The following is a 19590-nucleotide window of genomic DNA, read 5'->3' as shown; positions in this document are numbered from 1 at the left end:
CAGGTTCGCGGCACCACAATTTGCAATGGCTGACTAGGGTTCCGGCTCGCTTAAGCGAGTGGCTGGTCCGAGAGTTGGCGACCTCCAGTTGAGGTTACACGGCGGGACAAAAGCCCGGGAGACAAGCCACCGTTCGCGGTGCCGCGTTGACTCCTGCCCGCCCTTGATCAACTGGAGAACCACCCATGCTCAAGCTTCGTTTACCCGCCCTGCTCGCCGCTGCTTTCGCAGCCCTCGTGAGCGTCTCGTCCCAAGCCGCACAGAAAGACCACTTCAGCGTCTGCTGGACCATCTACGCCGGCTGGATGCCCTGGGAATACGCGGGCAGCCAAGGCATAGTCGACAAATGGGCGAAAAAGTACGGCATCAAGATCGATGTGGTGCAGCTCAACGATTACGTCGAATCGATCAACCAGTACACCGCCGGCCAGTTCGACGGCTGCACCATGACCAACATGGATGCACTGACCATTCCCGCCGCCGGTGGCGTCGACAGCACAGCGCTGATCGTCAGCGATTTCTCCAACGGTAATGACGGCATCGTGCTCAAGGGCGATGGCAAGAAAGTCACCGACCTCAAGGGCATGAACGTCAATCTGGTCGAACTGTCGGTTTCCCACTATTTGCTGGCGCGCGCGCTGGATTCGGTCGATCTCACCGAGAAAGACCTGAAAGTGGTCAACACCTCCGACGCCGACATCTCGGCCGCCTTCAACACCGATCAGGTGAAAGCCGTCACCACCTGGAACCCGATGCTCTCGGACATCAAGGCCAAGCCTGCGGTGACCGAAGTGTTCAACTCCAGCCAGATTCCCGGCGAGATCATGGACATGATGGTGGTCAACAGTGCCACCCTCAAAGACAACCCGGCCCTGGGCAAAGCGCTGACCGGCGCCTGGTTTGAAGTGGTCGCGTTGATGAACGAGAAAAACGCCGCCAGCAAAACGGCCCTCGAACACATGGCCAAAGCGTCCGGCACCGACCTGGCCGGTTTCCAGGCGCAACTCGATACCACCAAATTGTTCGCGACGCCCAAGGAAGCCCTCGACTTCTCCACCAGCAAGCAACTGCCGGAAACCATGCGCAAGGTCGCCGAGTTCTCTTTCCAACACGGTTTGCTCGGTGAAGGCGCCAAAGACACCAGCGCGGTGGGCATGGCCTTCGCCAATGGCGTGACCAGCGGCGACAAGAGCAACCTCAAGCTGCGCTTCGACCCGACCTACGTGCAGATGGCAGCCGACGCCAAGCTGTAAACAGGAGGACTGGCCATGCGCCTGATCAATCGCCACCCGGATCGCCCGAGTCGCTTGCTGTTGGTGATCCTGCCGTTCGCCCTGGTGCTGTTCGCCTACTTCATGGGCTCGGCCGAGCGACTGACGGACAACCCCAACGACAAACTGCTGCCGAGCGCCGTGCAAATGACCGACGCGGTCCAACGCCTGGCGTTCACCGCCGACAGCCGCACCGGTGAATACGTACTGTGGCAAGACACCGCATCCAGCCTGCGACGTCTGGCCATCGGCCTCGGCATCAGTGCGTTGGCCGGGCTGTGCCTGGGCATTGCCGCCGGTACCTTGCCGCTGTTTGGCGCACCGTTGTCGCCACTGCTGACCGTGCTGTCGATGGTGCCGCCACTGGCAATCCTGCCGATTCTGTTCATCGTGTTCGGGCTGGGGGAATTGTCGAAAGTGATGCTGATCGTGATCGGTATCACCCCGGCACTGGCCCGTGATCTGGAACAGCGCGCCCGGGAAATTCCGCTCGAGTTGCTGATCAAGGCCCAGACGTTGGGCGCTTCGACCTGGACCTTGATGCTGCGCGTGGTGCTGCCACAGCTGTTACCTCGCCTGTTGATCTCGCTGCGGTTGATGCTCGGCTCGGCGTGGTTGTTCCTGATCGCCGCCGAAGCCATCGCCTCCACTGACGGTCTCGGCTACCGGATTTTCCTGGTGCGTCGCTATCTGGCGATGGACGTGATCCTGCCGTACGTGGTCTGGATCACGCTGCTCGCCTGGCTGATGGATTGGGGTCTGAAACGCCTGACCCAGCGCGCCTTTCCCTGGTATGAGGGGGCTCGCGCATGAGTTTCATCACAGTCAAAAACGTTTGGCAGCAGTACGCCGATCAGGTGGTGCTCGAAGGGCTGAACCTGAGCGTCAACGAGGGTGAATTCTGCACCTTGGTCGGCGCCTCGGGTTGCGGCAAATCGACCTTCCTGCGGCTGTTGCTCGGCCAGGAACGCGCCAGTCGCGGTGAGATTCTGCTCGACGGCCACGCCCTGGCCGGCGAGCCGGATTCCAGCCGTGGCGTGGTATTTCAGCGCTACTCGGTGTTCCCGCACCTGACAGTGCTGGACAACGTCGCTCTGGGCCTCGAACTGCCACGCTCACCGCTGCTCGGACGCTTGTTCGGCAGCGCCAAACGCGAGGCCCGGGAACAGGCCTCGGTGCTGCTGCACAAAGTCGGCCTCGGCCATTCGCTGGATAAATACCCGGCGCAGCTCTCCGGCGGTATGCAGCAACGACTGGCGATCGCCCAGGCGCTGATCATGAAACCCCGGGTGTTGCTGCTCGACGAACCGTTCGGCGCTCTCGATCCGGGCATCCGCAAAGACATGCACGCCTTGCTGCTGGAGCTGTGGCGCGAGACGCAACTGACCGTGTTCATGGTCACCCATGACCTGTCCGAAGGTTTCAGCCTCGGCACGCGCCTGCTGGTGTTCGACAAGGTCCGCGTCGACCCGCACGCCCCCGGCGCCTATGGCGCGCGCATCACCTACGACATCCCTTTGAACAGCGACCGCCGCGTCAATCGCGCCGCCGTCGACGCCCTGCCGCAAGCCCTGGCAGGCACGCTTCGTATCGCTTAGAGGAATTTTGAAATGACGGATTCGACTCAACTGTTCCCACCCTTCGCCGAAGAAATGCTCCCCGGCGGCGGTCATCGCTCGTTCGTGTTGAAGCGCGGCCAATTGCTGCGCCTGACCGACCTGCGCGGCGGCGCCAACGTCAGCCTGACGCTGCTCAACGCCAACGAAAAAACCGAACGCCTGAACCTGCCCGACAGCCTCAAATGCCAACACACCGCCAAACTCACTGGCGGCCATTGCCTGTACTCGGACATGGGCCGCGTCCTGGCCGCCATCACCGCCGACACCTGCGGCTGGAGCGACAGCCTCGGCGGCGTGCTCTGCGCCGAAGAAGTCGCTGAAAAGTACGGCGCCGGCCGCTATCAGGAACTGCGCAACGGCTTCTTCCGCAACGGCACCGACAACCTGTTGGTGGAACTGGGCAAGTGGGGCCTGGGCCTGTCGGATTTGCTGATGACCCTCAACTTGTTCAGCCGCGTCAACGTCGATGAAGCCGGGCGTTTCCATTTTGTCGAAGGCAATTCCAAGGCCGGCGACTACATCGAGTTGTACGCGCCAATGGACACGCTGGTGGTGCTCACCGCGCTGCAACACCCGATGGACCCGTCGCCGCAATACGCACCGAAACCATTGAAGCTGAGCTGGATGAACGCCGACGCCAGCGTCGCCGAACATTGCCGCACCTCGCGCCCGGAAAACGAGCGCGGCTTCATCAACACCGACCGTCTGTTCGCCTGAGGATCGCTGCCATGTCACTCGCCATCGCTACCACGCACAAGCATCCAGAAACGGCGGTCTATCGCGCCACCATCCCCGCTGGCGAACCCTGGCTGATGGAGGTCAAGGCCGGCCAGACCCTGCGCATCCTCGATCTGGAAGGCAACCAGGCCGTCGACACCTTGTTCTACAGCGTCGCCAACCCGAAGGAACGCTACGACGTGCAGCGGACTTTGCGCCGGCAGAACAGCGTCTATTTGAGCACCGGCAGCGTGCTGTATTCCAACCTCGGCAAACCGATGCTGACCATCGTCGCCGATACCTGCGGCCGTCACGACACCCTCGGCGGCGCCTGCGCGCAGGAGAGCAACACCGTGCGTTACGCACTGGAAAAACGCTACATGCACAGCTGCCGCGACAACTACCTGCGCGCCTGTGTCCACGACGGACGGCTGGGCAAGGGCGACATCGGGCCGAACATCAATTTCTTCATGAACGTGCCGGTCACGGCGGACGGCGGGCTGACGTTTGAAGACGGCATTTCGGCGCCGGGCAAATACGTCGACCTGCGGGCCGAGATGGACGTGATCGTGTTGATTTCCAACTGCCCGCAGTTGAACAACCCGTGCAATGCCTACAACCCGACCCCTGCGGAGTTGCTGGTATGGAACTGAAAATGGCGCAGTTGCGGCGGTGGTTGTTTGCGTTGTGCCAGGCGCGTTCGGGCCAGTGCCTCAAAACTCATGTACACCACTAATCCCACTGTGGGAGCGGGCTTGCTCGCGAAGAGGTCATCACATTCAAAATTGATGTCGACTGATACGCCGCTTTCGCGAGCAAGCCCGCTCCCACAGGGGTCGGTGGTGGTCTGAAGAGAAGTGATTTTTCCGTCGGGGACGACCCCGGCGCTCATCGAAAAACTGCGGGACGGCCCGCATCCCCTTCAGGGGTTATGCCATGTTCGAAAAAGTCCTGATTGCCAACCGTGGCGCTATCGCCTGCCGCATCCTGCGCACGCTGCGCGAATTGCAGGTCAAGGGCGTCGCCGTTTACTCCGAAGCCGATGCCGCCAGCTTGCACATCCTGCAAGCCGACGAAGCCCACAGCCTCGGTGAAGGCGCCGCCGCCGGCACCTACCTGGCGGTCGATAAAATCCTTGCCATCGCCACTTCTACCGGTGCCACGGCGATCCACCCCGGCTACGGCTTCCTCTCAGAAAACGCCGCGTTCGCCGAAGCCTGCGAAGCGGCTGGCATCGCCTTCATCGGCCCGACCCCGGAGCAGCTGCGGGTGTTCGGCCTCAAGCACACCGCACGTGCCCTGGCCAAACAACACGGCGTGCCGATGCTCGAAGGCACCGAGCTGCTCGACAGCCTCGACGCGGCCTTGATCGCCGGCGAACAGGTCGGCTACCCGGTGATGCTCAAGAGCACCGCCGGCGGTGGCGGCATCGGCATGCGCGTGTGCCGCAGCGCAGCCGAGTTGAGCGAATCCTTTGAAGCGGTGAAGCGCCTCGGCCAGAACAATTTCAGCGACGCCGGTGTGTTCATCGAGAAATACATCCAGCGCGCCCGGCACCTTGAAGTCCAGGTGTTCGGCGACGGTCGCGGCGAAGTGATTGCCCTCGGCGTGCGCGATTGTTCGGTGCAACGGCGCAACCAGAAAGTCCTCGAAGAGACCCCGGCGCCGAACCTGCCAGAGGGGATGGCCGATGAGTTGTGTGCGGCGGCGATCAAGCTGGCAAAAGCAGTCAACTACCGCAGCGCCGGCACCGTGGAATTTGTCTTCGACAGCGAAGACCAGCGTTTCTATTTCCTGGAAGTGAACACCCGCCTGCAAGTGGAACACGGTGTCACCGAGCAAGTGTGGGGCGTGGACCTGGTGCGCTGGATGGTGGAACTGGCGGCCGGTGACTTGCCGCCATTGAGCGAGTTGAGCCGGGGCTTGAAGGCCGACGGTCATGCGATTCAGGCACGGCTCTACGCCGAAGACCCGGGCCGCGATTTTCAGCCGAGCCCGGGTTTGCTGACCGCTGTGAACTTCCCGACCGCCGATGGCAAACAGCTGCGCATCGACACGTGGGTCGAGGCCGGTTGCGAGATTCCACCGTACTTCGATCCGATGATCGCCAAGGTCATCAGCTGGGCCCCGACCCGCGAAGAAGCCCGCGCCGATTTGCATCAGGCGTTGGGTGACAGCCTGCTCTATGGCGTGGAAACCAATCGCGATTACCTGCGGCAGATTCTGCAGGATGTGCCGTTCGCCAGCGGTCAGCCGTGGACCCGTTGCCTCGAAGGTCTGGTGTATCAGGCCAACACCTTTGAGGTGCTCAGCGCCGGCACCCAGACCAGCGTCCAGGACTATCCCGGCCGTCTCGGCTACTGGGCGGTGGGCGTGCCGCCGTCGGGACCGATGGACAGTCGCGCTCTACGCCTGGGCAACCTTTTGCTGGGCAACGACGAAGGCGCCGCCGCGCTTGAAATCACCATGAGCGGGCCCTTGCTGCGTTTCAACTGCGACGCGGTGGTGGCGGTGACCGGCGCGCAGATTCCACTGACGTTGAACGGTGAAACCGTTGCAATGAACACGGCACTGCTGATTCCGGCCGGTGCCACGTTAAGCCTCGGCACGATTGCCGGTGCCGGCGCACGCAGCTACTTGTGCCTGCGCGGTGGCCTGCAAGTGCCGGATTATCTGGGGAGCAAAAGCACGTTCACGCTGGGACAGTTTGGCGGGCACGGCGGTCGCGCGCTGCGCGCGGGTGACGTGTTGCACGTGCCTGCGTTGATTGACCGTGGTGTCGGTCAGCAACTGCAACACATCACCGAGTTACCTGCCGTGCGGCAGATCCGGGTGATCTACGGTCCCCATGGTGCGCCGGAATACTTCACCGAAAACTACATCGGCACGTTTTTCGCGACCCAGTGGGAAGTGCATTTCAATTCCAGCCGCACCGGTGTGCGCTTGATCGGGCCCAAGCCTGAATGGGTGCGTGCCGACGGTGGCGAAGCCGGGCTGCATCCGTCGAACATCCATGACAATCCGTATGCCATTGGCGCGGTGGATTTCACCGGGGACATGCCGGTAATCCTGGGGCCGGATGGCCCAAGCCTGGGCGGTTTCGTGTGCCCGGTGACGGTGATCGAGGCGGACCTTTGGCAGCTGGGGCAACTGAAGGCGGGGGACAAAGTCCAGTTCTCACCGATCGACATCAAAACCGCCCGCAACCTCGCCTTGAAATGGAATACCCCTTGTGGGAGCGGGCTTGCTCGCGAAGAGGCCGGGCCAGTCAACACTGATGTATCTGACATACCGCTTTCGCGAGCAAGCCCGCTCCCACAAGGAATTGTGTCGCCCGTGGTGTTGGATTTGGGTCAGGGGGATACGCGGCTGGTTGCCAGGTTGTCGGGTGACACTCACCTGCTGTTGGAAATCGGCGCACCTGAACTGGACCTGGTCCTGCGCTTCCGCGCCCACGCCCTGATGCAAGCGCTGGAAAGCAAACACCTGCACGGCGTCATCGACCTCACGCCCGGCATTCGCTCGCTGCAAGTGCACTACCAACCCGAGCAACTGCCGCTGGCCGATCTGCTCGGCATCGTTGCCGGAGAATGGGACGCCGTGTGCGCCGCCAAAGACCTGCAAGTGCCGTCGCGCATCGTGCATTTGCCTCTGTCCTGGGATGATCCGGCTTGCCAGTTGGCAATCGAAAAATACATGACCACCGTGCGCAAGGACGCACCGTGGTGCCCGAGCAATCTGGAGTTCATACGCCGCATCAACGACCTGCCGAACCTCGACGAAGTGCAGCGCACGGTGTTCGACGCCAGCTATCTGGTGATGGGCCTGGGCGACGTTTACCTCGGTGCGCCGGTCGCCACCCCGCTCGATCCGCGCCATCGGCTGGTCACCACCAAGTACAACCCGGCTCGCACCTGGACCGCCGAAAACTCGGTGGGCATCGGCGGCGCCTACATGTGCGTCTACGGTATGGAAGGCCCCGGCGGTTATCAGTTCGTCGGCCGTACGTTGCAGATGTGGAACCGCTACCGCGAAGTCGCGGCGTTCGATGGCAAACCGTGGCTGCTACGCTTTTTTGACCAGATCCGTTTCTACCCGGTCAGTGCCGATGAACTGCTGCGCATCCGTCGCGATTTCCCCCTCGGGCGCTTCGAGCTGAACATCGAGCACAGCCAGTTGAACCTGGCGGACTACCAGGCTTTCCTGGCGAAAGAAGCCGAGACCATCGCCGCCTTCCGCGATCAGCAACAAGGCGCGTTCAACGCTGAACGCGAACGCTGGATCGCCAGCGGCCAGGCGCACTTCGACAGTGAAGAGCTGATCGCGCAAGTGACAGAGGACGCGCCGCTGACCAGCGGTGAAATGAGCGTCGACAGCCACATCGCCGGCAATCTCTGGCAGGTGCAGGTAGAGACCGGCAGCCGGGTTGAGGCCGGCGATGTGCTGGTGATTCTGGAGTCGATGAAGATGGAAATTCCGCTGCTCGCGCCCCTCGCCGGCGTGGTGCGCGAGATTCGTGTGCAACCGGGTTCGGCGGTGCGCGCCGGACAGCGCGTCGTGGTGCTGGAACTCGACTGAAGCCATTTTGAAAAGGATCAAGCCATGAACATCAATCTGCAACTCGACGCCCTGCGCAGCGCTTACCGCGACGGCAGCACCACGCCTCGGCAACTGCTGCTGAGCCTGCGCGACAAAGCCGCGGCGCTGAACCCGGACTATCACCTGTTCATCCATTTGCTCAGTGTTGAAGAACTGGAACCGTATCTGGCGGCCCTCGACGGCCGCGAACTCGACAGCCTGCCGCTGTACGGCGTGCCATTCGCGATCAAGGACAACATCGACCTGGCGGGCATTCCGACGACCGCAGCGTGTCCTGATTTTGCTTATGTGCCGGAACGTTCGGCGACCATCGTCGAACAACTGCTGGCCTTGGGCGCGATCCCTTTGGGCAAGACCAATCTTGACCAGTTCGCCACCGGGCTGAACGGCAGCCGCTCGCCATATGGCGCGTGCCCCAACAGTGTGTTGCCAGAATATCCGTCGGGCGGTTCGAGTGCCGGCTCGTCGCTGGCGGTCGCGCTGGGCGTGGCGAGTTTTTCGCTGGGCACGGACACGGCGGGCTCCGGGCGAGTCCCGGCGGCGCTGAACAATCTGGTCGGCCTTAAAGCGACCAAAGGGCTGATCTCAACGGCGGGCGTGGTGCCGGCCTGCCGCACCCTCGATTGCGTGACGACGTTTACCGCGACGGCTCGGGAAGCCAGCCAGTTGCTCGCGCTCACCGCGCACCTCGACCCGCGTGATGAATACAGCCGCAGCAATCCGCTGTGGAATGACGGCTCGGCGTTCGGCGCACCGCGCCCCTTCCGTTTCGGCGTGCCTCGTGCGCAGGACTTGGAGTTCTTCGGCTGCCCTGAAGGACCACTGCTGTTCGGTGATGCCATCGATCAGCTCAAGGCGTTGGGCGGCGAAGCGGTGGAGTTCGATCTGTCGCCGTTCCTTGAGGCTGCGCGCCTGCTCTATGAAGGTCCGTGGGTGGCCGAGCGTTACAGCGTGGCCGGCGAGTTGATGGAGCAAAATCCGCAAGCCGTGTTGCCCGTGATCCGCGCCGTGCTGGCCAAGGCTCCGGCGGTGACGGGCGTGCAGACCTTCCGCGCCCAGTATCGGCTGCAAGCCTTGAAGGCGCTGTGCGACAAGGCGCTGGAAGGGCTCGACTGCGTCGTCACGCCGACCATCGGCCGCCCGGTTACGCTGGCGGAACTGGCCGCCGAACCGGTCCTGCGCAATTCGGAACTGGGTTACTACACCAACTTCATGAACCTGCTCGATTACGCCGCCGTTGCGGTGCCAAGCGGCTTCATGGGCAATGGTCTGCCGTGGGGCGTGACGCTGTTTGGCCGGGCGTTTACCGATCAATATCTGTTGAGCGTGGCAGATGCGTTCCAGCGGGGTTCGGCCGAGCCTGCACCGACGACGGTCGCCCGCAATGACCGTGCACGCCTGGTGGTGTGCGGCGCGCATCTGGACGGGCTGGCATTGAACTGGCAACTGAAGCGGCGCGGGGCTCGGTTGGTCGAGACCACGATCAGCTCACCGGACTATCAACTGTATGCATTGGCCGGTGGGCCGCCGTTTCGTCCGGGGATGGTTCGGGTGAAGGATGGCGGCGTGGCCATTGCAGTGGAGGTTTGGGAGTTGCCGAGCAGTGAACTGGGCTCGTTCCTGACCGGGATTCCAGCGCCGCTGGGGTTGGGTAAGGTGCAACTGGCGGATGGGCGCTGGGAGAGCGGGTTTATCTGTGAGGCGTATGGGTTGGAGGGGGCCGTCAATATCAGTCATCTAGGCGGATGGCGTGCGTATCTGCAATCCCTGAGCTAAATACCGCCCCCCTGTAGGAGTGAGCCTGCTCGCGATGGCGTCAGCACATCCAACACAGATGTCGACTCATGCGACGCTATCGCGAGCAGGCTCACTCCTACAAGGACCGCGCTCGGCGCACATGGAGCAGTTATTTTCCGGCAGTGCCATTAGAATGCCTGCCATCGGGTTACTGCCAACGGAAACGTCATGCCGCTTCGCTCGTCGCTGTATTCACAACGCTCGTTGGTCCTCACGCTCATCGCGTTGCTGGGCGCAGGTTTCCTGGCCACGTCCTTCCTCAGCTACTACGCCTCGCGAGCGTCGATCCGCGACAACATCGTCAACACCGAACTGCCGCTGACGTCCGACACGGTCTACTCGGAAATCCAGAAAGACCTGGTCAGACCGATCCTGATTTCCTCGATGATGTCCCGCGACACCTTCATGCGTGACTGGGTGGTAAACGGTGAGCAAGACCCCGATAAAATGACCCGTTACCTCAACGAGGTCATGACGCACTACGGCGCCTACACCGCATTTTTCGTTTCCAACACCAGCCTCACGTACTACCACGCCAAGGGCGTACTCAAGCAGGTCAAATCCACTGAGCCGCGCGACGCCTGGTATTTCCGCGTGCGCGACATGGCCGATCCCTACGAGATCAATGTCGACCCGGACCTCGCCAACAAGGACAACCTGACCTTCTTCATCAACTACAAGGTCTACGACTACAACAACCGCTTCATTGGCGCGGCGGGCGTCGGCCTGACGGTCGATGCGGTCATCAAGCTGATCGACAAATACCAGCAGCGTTACCAGCGCAGTGTGTACTTCGTCGACAACTTCGGACGCCTGGTGCTCACCGGCGCCGAGGGCGGCCCACAAGGCGCGCATATCGGCCAGAAACTCGACGAACTGGACAGCATGAAGGGGCTGGTCAGCCAGCTGCCCAAACCCCACAGCGGCAGTTACGAATATTCCGCCCACGGCCAGGGACATTTCCTCAACGTGCGGTTCATTCCGGAATTGAACTGGTACCTGTTTGTCGATAAACGCGAAGACGGCGCGCTTAATGAAATCCGTCAGTCGCTGTACCTCAACCTGCTGATCTGCCTGCTGGTCACGCTGATCGTGCTGGCCCTGCTCAACCGGGTGATCAAGCGCTATCAGGGCAAGATCCAGGCGCAAGCGACACTCGACAGCCTGACCGAATTGCCGAACCGTCGCGGCTTCGACCTGCTGGCCGCGCAAGCCATGCACGAAGCCCAACGCGAGCCCAAGCCGCTGACGGCGTTGTTGCTGGACCTGGATCACTTCAAGGCCTTGAACGACACCTACGGTCACTTGGCCGGCGATCAGGTGCTGATCGGCTTCGCCCGGGACCTGGAGAGTTGCCTGCGCCACTCCGACATTGTCTGCCGCTGGGGCGGCGAAGAGTTCATCGTGCTGCTCAAGGACACCGACGGTGAGACCGGTCTGATGATCGCCGAGAAAATTCGCCAGCACGTCGAACAGCAGCGTTATGCCTACAACGGAAAGGAACTGCAGCTGACAGTCAGCATCGGCCTGACCACCTTGCAAGTCGATGAAACCTTGCACACCCTGCTCTCTCGGGCCGATCATGCGATGTACCGGGCCAAGCAAGCCGGCCGCAACCGAACGTGCGTGGAAATGCCTCACTCCAGTTATGAATACAGTCCTACATGAATAATCCTGACCTGTGCCCGGCCTGCGGCGCCTCCAACGCCTGCACCCTGGCGGACCCGCGAACCGTCGATCAAACGTGCTGGTGCTTTGGCGTCAGCATCGACCCTGCGGTGCTCGAAGCGTTGCCCGCGGAACTGCGCAATAAATCCTGCCTGTGCCCACGCTGTGCCGAGGTCGAGGCGCAGTTGTAAGCAACCTCTCGGTCGATCACGTAAGATACGCGCCCTTTTACCACTGATCCTTCGTCATGCGCGTTGACCGTTTCCTCAGCAATCTGCCGCGTTTCAACCGTCAACAGGTCCGCCTGTTGCTGGTGGAAAAACGCGTGCGGATCGACGGAAAAGTCGTCAGCGACCCGCATGCCCAAGTGCTGGAGTTCAGCCGCGTCGAGGTCGATGGGGATGTGCTGCAAGTCGGCAAGCCCGCACGCTATTTCATGCTGCACAAACCGCCCGGCTGCGTCAGCGCCACCCGCGACCCGCAACACCCGACTGTCCTCGACCTGATCCAGGAGCCGGACAAGGAAGACCTGCACATCGCCGGCCGCCTGGATTTCAACACCACCGGCCTGATGCTGATCACCAATGACGGCAGCTGGTCGCGACGCCTGACCCAGCCGCAGACCAAGCTGCCCAAGATTTACTACGTCGAGACCGAGCAAGCGATCGGCCCGCAATATGCGTTGAAATTCGCTGAGGGGCTGTACTTTGCCTTCGAGGATCTGACCACGCAGCCGGCCGGGCTGGACGTGCTCGGCCCCACGTCCGCTCGACTGAGCATCGTCGAAGGTCGTTACCATCAGGTGAAGCGAATGTTCGGCCACTTCGACAACAAAGTGCTGCGCCTGCACCGTGAGAGCATGGGCCCGCTGGTGCTCGATAACGCGCTAAAACCGGGCGAGTACCGCCCGTTGCGCACCGAAGAGATTCAATTGATCTAAGCAGCCTACCGCTCAGCAGAAGTTGTCGAACAATTTACGAAAGGCACTTGCGTGATGCCGTCTCCCCTGCTTGAATCAGGTCGTCAGCCGAAATGTGACTGACGAGTCACAACATACTTCTAAGAAACTTTTTGCCGGTTAGAGAACCCTCAGGTTCCGCCTCAGACCGGCAGACTGCCCGCCAATAATAATACCCGTCGACCTGCAGTACGGATCGACATGGGCCTCCAAATTCCAGGCGTATGCCTACCTGTCACAAAGCTCGTGCAATCTCATTTGCGCGCATACCCGCTTGCCAGGAGTCTTATGACATGAGGCCAGAAATCGCTGTGCTGGATATACAGGGTCAGTATCGGGTTTACACGGAGTTCTATCGCGCAGACGCCGCAGAGAAGACCATTATCTTGGTCAACGGCTCGATGGCCACGACTGCGTCGTTTGCACAAACCGTGAAAAACCTTCACCCGCAGTTCAATGTGGTCTGCTACGACCAGCCCTACGCGGGCAAGTCAAAAGCCCACAACCTGCATGAAAAATTGCTGACCAAGGAAGTCGAAGGGCAGATCCTCCTGGAGCTGATCGACCACTTCGCCGCCGAACACGTGCTGTCGTTTTCCTGGGGAGGCGCCGCGACCCTGGTCGCTCTTGCTCACCAGCCACGACGCATCGAAAAAGCCGTGATCAGCTCGTTCTCTCCGGAGATCAATGCGCACATGCTCGACTACCTCGAGCGCGGCATCGACTACCTCGGCAGCCGGGACGGCGACCGGGTCGGCAACCTTGTGAACAGCACCATCGGCAAACACCTGCCGACGCTGTTCAAGCGCTTCAACTATCGCCACGTCAGCAGCCTGGCCGAACATGAATACGGTCAGATGCACTTCCACATCAGCGACCTGCTGCACAGCGATCGTCAGTGCTTCCTCAAAGCAGCTGAGAAAATCAACGTGCCCGTGCTGTTCATGAACGGCGAATGGGACGAATACACCGCCGCCGATGGCGCCCGGTTGTTCGCCAACCACGTGCAACACGCCACCTTCAGCACCTTGCAGGCCACCGGGCACTTTCTCGACATGGAACACAAAGCCGCTTGCCGAGACAGCCGCGAGGCACTGCTGGGCTTCCTGAAACCGGCGCAGCACGCCAGCCGACCGCGTTACCACTACGTCCAGGACCAACATGCATTGGCCATCTGAAACAGCGTCATCACGAGCAAGCTTCGCCCCACAGTGTTGAATGCATTCCTGTAGGCACGAGGCTTGCCCGTGATAGACCGTTTCACCTGCACCCAACGCATCGCGCGCAAAGAAAAACTTCATTTCCACGCGCACATCTGGTACAAAGTCAGCCGCTCTGAGCGGGTGTCGTATAATGGCATTACTCCAGCTTCCCAAGCTGATAACGAGGGTTCGATTCCCTTCACCCGCTCCAATTGAATTCAGGTCTCACGTTGTTTTTTGACGGGGGATGCAGGTAAAGAAAAAACCGGCCTTGATGGCCGGTTTTTTTATGTCTGGGGTTTGTGTTTCAAGGCGGAAATTAACGTTTTCGCGCAAAACAGGTGTTTTGTTAGCGTTTTTCTTGCCCTAGTAACGGTTTTCTCTGCACCCTTTGCCCTGTACGAGCAGATCAACGCGGAGATCGTGGAATGAACCTTAAGCTAATTCTCAACCAAGAAGACTTGAACACTGCGTTTGCTCGAGTGGAGCAGTTGTGGGGGGCAGGCATTGGTTCGCCTGAAGGTGATGATCTGGAAACTCTGGCGCTGCTCATCGAAAAGTACGAAGACGAGCATTATCCGATGCCGCCGTCCGATCCGATTGAGGCTCTTAAATTCCGTATGGATCAGCAAGGCCTGACTCATTGAGAACAGGATTCAGTGAACCGCTGATTTTTCATCCTGGATGATCAATCAACGCCTGCCATTACCTGTCGAGAACCCACTCGCTAGTGGCACGAAAGTGGCCAATTATCGAAAAGGCAAGGTCCTACACTACGGTGGGAATTGTCCGTAGACTTGCGCATTGCTGTGTTTTCACCATGAAGTCTATAGTCGACCCGCGCCAAAAATGGCGTATCGGGTTTGGCGACTCGATGCCATGGTACGGAAGCCTCCGAGGATTTCTCGGAGCGCTTTTGAACGCACTCGGCTGCCTCTTTTTTTGGTGGCTGTGCGTGGGAGACCTCAGGGTCTGCCGGTTTTACCATGGTCCGGTTCGCCAACCCGCGTACAGCTACCACCCCATTGTTTGGCGACGATTGAGTGGTAGGTCCTCCTCTAACATGGTGATCACTTATGAACGAATACATGGCTTTAACCAGCAACGCCGACGACCTTCCCTCGCTCTACGTAAACACCACCCAACCGCTGCATTCCCTGCTCAGCACCGCCAGCTACAGAATCCGGGCTGTCACGCAGCTTCTTGAAAACCTTGCGATGCGAGGCGACATCACGTCTGACTCGGTGATCCTCAGCGACTTTGCGTTGCTCTGCTGCGTGCCCTTGCGCGACGGTTGCGATGTGCTGGATGTCATTGCTCGACGCATGGATGCGGAATAGTTGTGACGTGAATCTGGGGCGCCTTTCGGGGCGTCCTTTGCGTTTATAGCGCCAGCACCGTGTGCTGGATTGGGCTGCTGTGAACCCGGGCCACCTCCCCCCGCCCCCATGCCTGCACACTATGCAGTGCTATACTTTTTTAGGCCTGAAACAAGCGTGAAACGTTGCCCGCGGGTACTGATACCGACTGCAAATCTCGGCGAACAGCTTCAAGACAGAGGGGGGTCTTGGGCAAGCACGGGATAGGAGGTGTGGCATGAACCGTCACTATTACATCAGCAACAACCTCGACGATCTTGAAGCCGTTGAAAACGAACTGGAAGCCAGCGGCATCAACTCCGAACAAATCCACGTGCTCAGCGAACACATCGCCGAAGTCGAACAACATCACCTTCACGAGATCAACTCGTTAATGGAGCAGGATGTCGTCCACTCCGGGGAAATTGGTGCGCTGGTTGGAATACCGCTCGCGGCACTGGTTCTTGGCGCGGCCTATTGGTTGGGCTGGACCGAATCCGCTGCCGGCTGGATGCCTTTTGTATTTCTTGCCCTTGTTGTACTTGGCTTCTGCATCTGGGAAGGCGGCTTCTTTGGCATACAAGTGCCGAACGCTCACTTCCGCAGTTTTAAACAGGTCGTGGCCGAGGGAAAACATATCTTCTTCGTGGATGTCGAGCCGAATCAGGAGCCGGTTTTGGACGGCGTTATTGAACATCATCCACTGCTGGAGATCGCCGGTACGGGAGCGGCAGCCCCTCACTGGACAGTCGCCTGGCTGCATCGGTGGCATCAGTTCAAGCGAACCATATAGCGGCATTCGTTATCAGTCAGTCCCTGGAAGCTAAAGGCGTCCGGGCGTTTTTTAATGTCCGAAGAAAATCACCCGGCTGAGAAAAACATAATCGGCCTCGGTGGCCATCAGTCCGACAAGCACCAGCAAACACAACGGTGGCACCAGGATCGCGTAGACCATGGCCAATCGTTCCCAGGCCATGTGCATGAAGATGGAGACAATCAAACCGGCCTTTAACAACATGAACGTGATGATCAGGAACCACCTGACGTAGCCGTGGAAATGGAAGTAGTCGACAAGATACGACAGGGTGCTGAGGACAAATAACAGACCCCAGATTTTAAGGTACAAGCTGATTGGATGTTGTTGACCTTGAGCATGCGCCATCACCAGTGCTCCTCTACCATAAATAGAAGAAAGCAAAAATAAACACCCAGACCAAGTCCACGAAGTGCCAGTAAAGTCCGGCTATCTCGACGTTCTGATAGTTGCCGGATTGCTCGTAATCGCCGCGCAATACTTTCCTCGCCACAATGCTGAGGTAGAGGGCGCCGATTGACACATGCAGCCCGTGAAACCCGGTAATCATGAAAAAGCAGGCACCAAATTGCGCAGCGCCCATGGGGTTCCCCCAGGGACGGACTCCTTCTCCGATAAGCTTGGTCCATTCAAATGCCTGCATGCTGACGAAGGTCACGCCCAGAGCAGCGGTCGCCAGCATCAGCGCTGTGGTTTTCGCACGATCACGGCGATAGGCATAGTTGACGGCCATGGCCATGGTGCCGCTGCTGCTGATCAGCACGAACGTCATGATGGCGATCAGAATCAGCGGGATTTCCCGGCCGCCAATGGTCAACGCGAACACTTCACTGGGGTTTGGCCAAGGCGTGGTGATGGTCATGCGTACCGACATGTAGCCGGTTAAAAAACAGGTGAAGATAAACGTGTCGCTGAGCAGGAATATCCACATCATCGCCTTGCCCCAGGGCACTTGCTTGAAGGCCTCCTTATCCGAGGCCCAGTCGCCGGCGATGCCTTGCCATCCGGGTGCCAGTGACGATCCGAGGGGATTGGCTGAACTTGACTCGATGGGAACTGGTGGGTGCGATGCCATGGCTGATCACCTCAAGCCGCAGAGTCTGGCGAGGGCTTCATAGGTTTGTGGCGTGCTGGTCAGCAGGGCGAATAGCACGAACCAAAGCGCCAATAGGTAATGCCAATAAATGGCACAGAGTTCCACGCTGGTGCTGAGTTGCGACAACGGCACGCGAGACAGGAATTTACCGACGGTTCTGCCCCAGGCAATCAACCCGCCCAGCAAGTGCAGCCAGTGCACGCCGGTCAACAGGTAGAAGAAGCTGTTGGCCGGGTTGCCGGCGACAAAATAACCCCAGGCGACAAACTGTTGCCAGACCCTGAACTGCCCCGTCAGAAAGACAATTGCAAACACGCCTCCCAACAAAAAAGCCATGACCGTTGAGTTCAAGCGGCCTCGACGAGCAGCCATGCGCGCCCACTGCAATGCGATGCAACTCAACGCCAGAAATGCCGAGTTCACCCACAGCTGCCATGGGTTGGCCAGCGGCGCCACGGGATCTGTCAGGGGTAACCAGTCGGTCATCTGTGAACGGGCGATAAAGGCGAGCAAGAACAGAAAAAACAACGAGCTGACCACCGCCAGAAACAAGCGCAGACCTGTTTTGGCGATCTGTTCTCGATCGGCACCCTCACCCGCCTCAGCACCCTGCGGATCGCTATTCCAACTGCCGCCGGGGTCAGCGTCATCGGCGTTTTTTAATAGCAGCCTGCTCATGTTTTAACGTCCGCTATTCGGGTTCCAGCATCCCGTTGCCGCATCTGCTCCAGCTCCTCGGCGGAGACTGTTTGCGGAACGAAATCCTGCTCGATCCCCGGCACGCTGTAGTCATAGGCCCAGCGATGCACCACTGGCAGCTTCGCGCCCCAGTTGCCGTGTACGGGCGGGGTGTTCGGCGTTTGCCATTCCAGGCTGGCCGCGCCCCAGGGATTACTGCCTGCGGGTTTGCCTTTAAAGACACTCCAGGCCAGGTTGAACACAAACAGCAACTGGGAAACGCCAACGGTCAACGCGACCACCGTTATAAAGGCATTCAACTCGTGCGCCGATTGTGGAATGAACGCGTAGTTGTCATACGCGTAGTAACGGCGTGGCATGCCCTGGAAACCCAGGTAGTGCATGGGAAAGAAGATGGCGTAAGTGCCCAGGAAGGTAATCCAGAAATGCAATTTGCCCAGGGTGTCATTCAACATGCGCCCGGTGACTTTCGGGAACCAGTGATAAATCCCGCCGAATACCACCAGGACCGGTGCGACACCCATCACCATATGAAAATGGGCCACCACGAAATACGTGTCCGAGAGCGGAATATCCACGATCACATTACCGAGAAATAACCCGGTCAGGCCTCCGACCAGAAAGGTCACGATAAAGGCCAGGGCAAACAGCATCGGCACGGTCAGATGAATGTCGCCGTGCCATAGGGTCAGCACCCAGTTATAAACTTTCAGTGCCGTTGGCACCGCAATAATCAACGTGGTGACGGCGAAGAAAAAGCCGAAGTAAGGGTTCATTCCGCTGACATACATATGGTGCGCCCACACCACAAAACTCAGGACGCCAATCGCAATAATGGCCCACACCATCATTCGATAACCGAAGATATTCTTGCGCGCATGGGTGCTGATCAAATCGGAGACCAGGCCAAACGCCGGAAGCGCAACGATGTACACCTCTGGATGGCCAAAGAACCAGAACAGATGCTGGAACAAGATGGGGCTGCCGCCTTGGTGATTGAGCTGTTGCCCCAGAGAGACGATCGCCGGCATAAAAAAGCTGGTGCCCAACAGTTTGTCGAACAGCATCATGACCGCACTGACGAACAACGCCGGAAACGCCAGCAAGGCCATGATCGAGGCCATGAAGATGCCCCAGACAGAGAGTGGCATGCGAAACAATGTCATGCCGTGCGTGCGCGCCTGCAGCACGGTGGTGACGTAGTTCAACCCGCCCATGGTGGCCGCGACGATAAAAATCGCCAGTGAGACGAGCATCAGGACGATGCCCCACTCCACGCCCGGTGTGCCCTGGGTGATGGACTGCGGTGGGTAAAGCGTCCAGCCCGAACCCGTGGGGCCGCCCGGCACAAAGAAACCGGCGAGCAGCACCACTACCGCCACCAGGTAGAACCAGTAACTCAGCATGTTGACGTAGGGAAAGACCATGTCGCGGGCGCCCACCATCAACGGGATCAGATAGTTACCGAAGCCCCCCAGGAACAACGCCGTCAGCAAATAAATGACCATGATCATGCCGTGCATGGTCATCGCCTGATAATAAGTACTGGCATCCATGAACGCCAAACTGCCGGGGAAACCTATCTGTATGCGCATCAAGCCGGACAACACCAGCGCGACAAGCCCCACGAACAGCGCCGTCAGCGAATATTGAATGGCAATGACCTTGTGGTCCTGACTCCAGATATATTTGGTCAGGAAACTTTTAGGCTCGTGCAGTGCTTCTGTTTCGGCTTGCTCCGCATAGGCCATCACATCATCCTCCTGCCGAAGTTTCAGTGAGTGTCTGGCTG

The 19590-nt window shown here is 59.6% G+C and carries 17 protein-coding genes, 1 tRNA gene, 1 pseudogene and 1 riboswitch; of the genes and pseudogenes, 15 read left to right on the top strand and 4 right to left on the bottom strand.

Going from position 1 to position 19590, the window contains the following annotated elements; translation table 11 throughout:
- Positions 1-22: 22 nt before the first annotated feature.
- Positions 23-123, top strand: a riboswitch (guanidine-I (ykkC/yxkD leader).
- A gap of 62 nt (positions 124-185) precedes the next feature.
- The 15 genes and pseudogenes from K5K95_RS15535 (at position 186) to K5K95_RS15465 (ending at position 15982) form a co-directional block, all read left to right on the top strand.
- A complete protein-coding gene (locus K5K95_RS15535) occupies positions 186-1253 on the top strand; it encodes a putative urea ABC transporter substrate-binding protein (RefSeq protein ID WP_222590135.1) in 1068 nt (355 codons plus the stop codon).
- Between the two features lie 15 nt (positions 1254-1268).
- Positions 1269-2084, top strand: coding sequence for an ABC transporter permease (locus K5K95_RS15530; RefSeq protein WP_222590134.1), 816 nt, complete (start codon positions 1269-1271; stop codon positions 2082-2084).
- Positions 2081-2869 (top strand): ABC transporter ATP-binding protein, encoded by a 789-nt coding sequence (locus tag K5K95_RS15525; RefSeq protein ID WP_222590133.1) that lies wholly within the window; start codon positions 2081-2083, stop codon positions 2867-2869. Before K5K95_RS15530 ends, K5K95_RS15525 begins: the two co-directional genes overlap by 4 nt.
- A gap of 12 nt (positions 2870-2881) precedes the next feature.
- Entirely contained in the window at positions 2882-3607 is a 726-nt protein-coding gene (locus K5K95_RS15520) for an urea amidolyase associated protein UAAP1 (protein ID WP_222590132.1), read from the top strand.
- 11 nt (positions 3608-3618) lie between these two features.
- Positions 3619-4260 (top strand): urea amidolyase associated protein UAAP2, encoded by a 642-nt coding sequence (locus K5K95_RS15515; protein WP_090181133.1) that lies wholly within the window; start codon positions 3619-3621, stop codon positions 4258-4260.
- Between the two features lie 283 nt (positions 4261-4543).
- On the top strand, positions 4544-8185 hold the full coding sequence (gene uca, locus K5K95_RS15510) for an urea carboxylase (RefSeq protein ID WP_222590131.1): 3642 nt from the start codon (positions 4544-4546) through the stop codon (positions 8183-8185).
- Positions 8186-8209: 24 nt separating this feature from the next.
- Positions 8210-9982 carry an allophanate hydrolase gene (atzF, locus tag K5K95_RS15505; protein WP_222590130.1) on the top strand — a complete coding sequence of 591 codons (1773 nt, stop codon included), beginning with the start codon at positions 8210-8212 and terminating at the stop codon, positions 9980-9982.
- 189 nt (positions 9983-10171) lie between these two features.
- A complete protein-coding gene (locus tag K5K95_RS15500) occupies positions 10172-11671 on the top strand; it encodes a sensor domain-containing diguanylate cyclase (RefSeq protein ID WP_222590129.1) in 1500 nt (499 codons plus the stop codon).
- Entirely contained in the window at positions 11668-11862 is a 195-nt protein-coding gene (locus K5K95_RS15495) for a cysteine-rich CWC family protein (RefSeq protein WP_208671676.1), read from the top strand. Before K5K95_RS15500 ends, K5K95_RS15495 begins: the two co-directional genes overlap by 4 nt.
- Positions 11863-11918: 56 nt before the next feature.
- Positions 11919-12611, top strand: coding sequence for a pseudouridine synthase (locus tag K5K95_RS15490; protein WP_222590128.1), 693 nt, complete (start codon positions 11919-11921; stop codon positions 12609-12611).
- Positions 12612-12922: 311 nt separating this feature from the next.
- Positions 12923-13807 carry an alpha/beta fold hydrolase gene (locus tag K5K95_RS15485; RefSeq protein ID WP_208671674.1) on the top strand — a complete coding sequence of 295 codons (885 nt, stop codon included), beginning with the start codon at positions 12923-12925 and terminating at the stop codon, positions 13805-13807.
- Positions 13808-13968: 161 nt separating this feature from the next.
- A tRNA-Gly gene (locus K5K95_RS15480) sits at positions 13969-14042 on the top strand.
- A 217-nt stretch (positions 14043-14259) separates the two neighbouring features.
- Positions 14260-14472 (top strand): annotated as a pseudogene (locus K5K95_RS15475) (type II toxin-antitoxin system HigA family antitoxin); the annotation flags it as partial.
- A gap of 435 nt (positions 14473-14907) precedes the next feature.
- Positions 14908-15171 (top strand): short-chain dehydrogenase, encoded by a 264-nt coding sequence (locus K5K95_RS15470; protein WP_222590127.1) that lies wholly within the window; start codon positions 14908-14910, stop codon positions 15169-15171.
- 256 nt (positions 15172-15427) lie between these two features.
- A complete protein-coding gene (locus K5K95_RS15465) occupies positions 15428-15982 on the top strand; it encodes a magnesium transporter (protein WP_222590126.1) in 555 nt (184 codons plus the stop codon).
- A 51-nt stretch (positions 15983-16033) separates the two neighbouring features.
- Here the strand turns inward: K5K95_RS15465 and K5K95_RS15460 are convergent, their stop codons facing one another.
- Genes K5K95_RS15460 through ctaD form a run of 4 tightly spaced genes read right to left on the bottom strand, consistent with a single transcriptional unit; the run spans position 16034 to position 19549 of the window.
- Positions 16034-16351 carry a cytochrome C oxidase subunit IV family protein gene (locus tag K5K95_RS15460; protein ID WP_222590125.1) on the bottom strand — a complete coding sequence of 106 codons (318 nt, stop codon included), beginning with the start codon at positions 16349-16351 and terminating at the stop codon, positions 16034-16036.
- 13 nt (positions 16352-16364) lie between these two features.
- A complete protein-coding gene (locus tag K5K95_RS15455; RefSeq protein WP_222590124.1) occupies positions 16365-17078 on the bottom strand; it encodes a heme-copper oxidase subunit III family protein in 714 nt (237 codons plus the stop codon).
- A gap of 6 nt (positions 17079-17084) precedes the next feature.
- Positions 17085-17777, bottom strand: a complete 693-nt coding sequence (locus tag K5K95_RS15450; RefSeq protein ID WP_222590123.1) for a heme-copper oxidase subunit III — start codon at positions 17775-17777, stop codon at positions 17085-17087.
- Positions 17774-19549 carry a cytochrome c oxidase subunit I gene (gene ctaD, locus K5K95_RS15445; protein WP_222590350.1) on the bottom strand — a complete coding sequence of 592 codons (1776 nt, stop codon included), beginning with the start codon at positions 19547-19549 and terminating at the stop codon, positions 17774-17776. Before ctaD ends, K5K95_RS15450 begins: the two co-directional genes overlap by 4 nt.
- Positions 19550-19590 lie beyond the last annotated feature (41 nt).

Source organism: Pseudomonas sp. DR48 (genome assembly GCF_019823085.1).
GTDB lineage: Bacteria > Pseudomonadota > Gammaproteobacteria > Pseudomonadales > Pseudomonadaceae > Aquipseudomonas.
The sequence above is the reverse complement of the archived record's forward strand: the minus strand, read 5'-3'. Positions and strand labels throughout refer to the sequence as shown.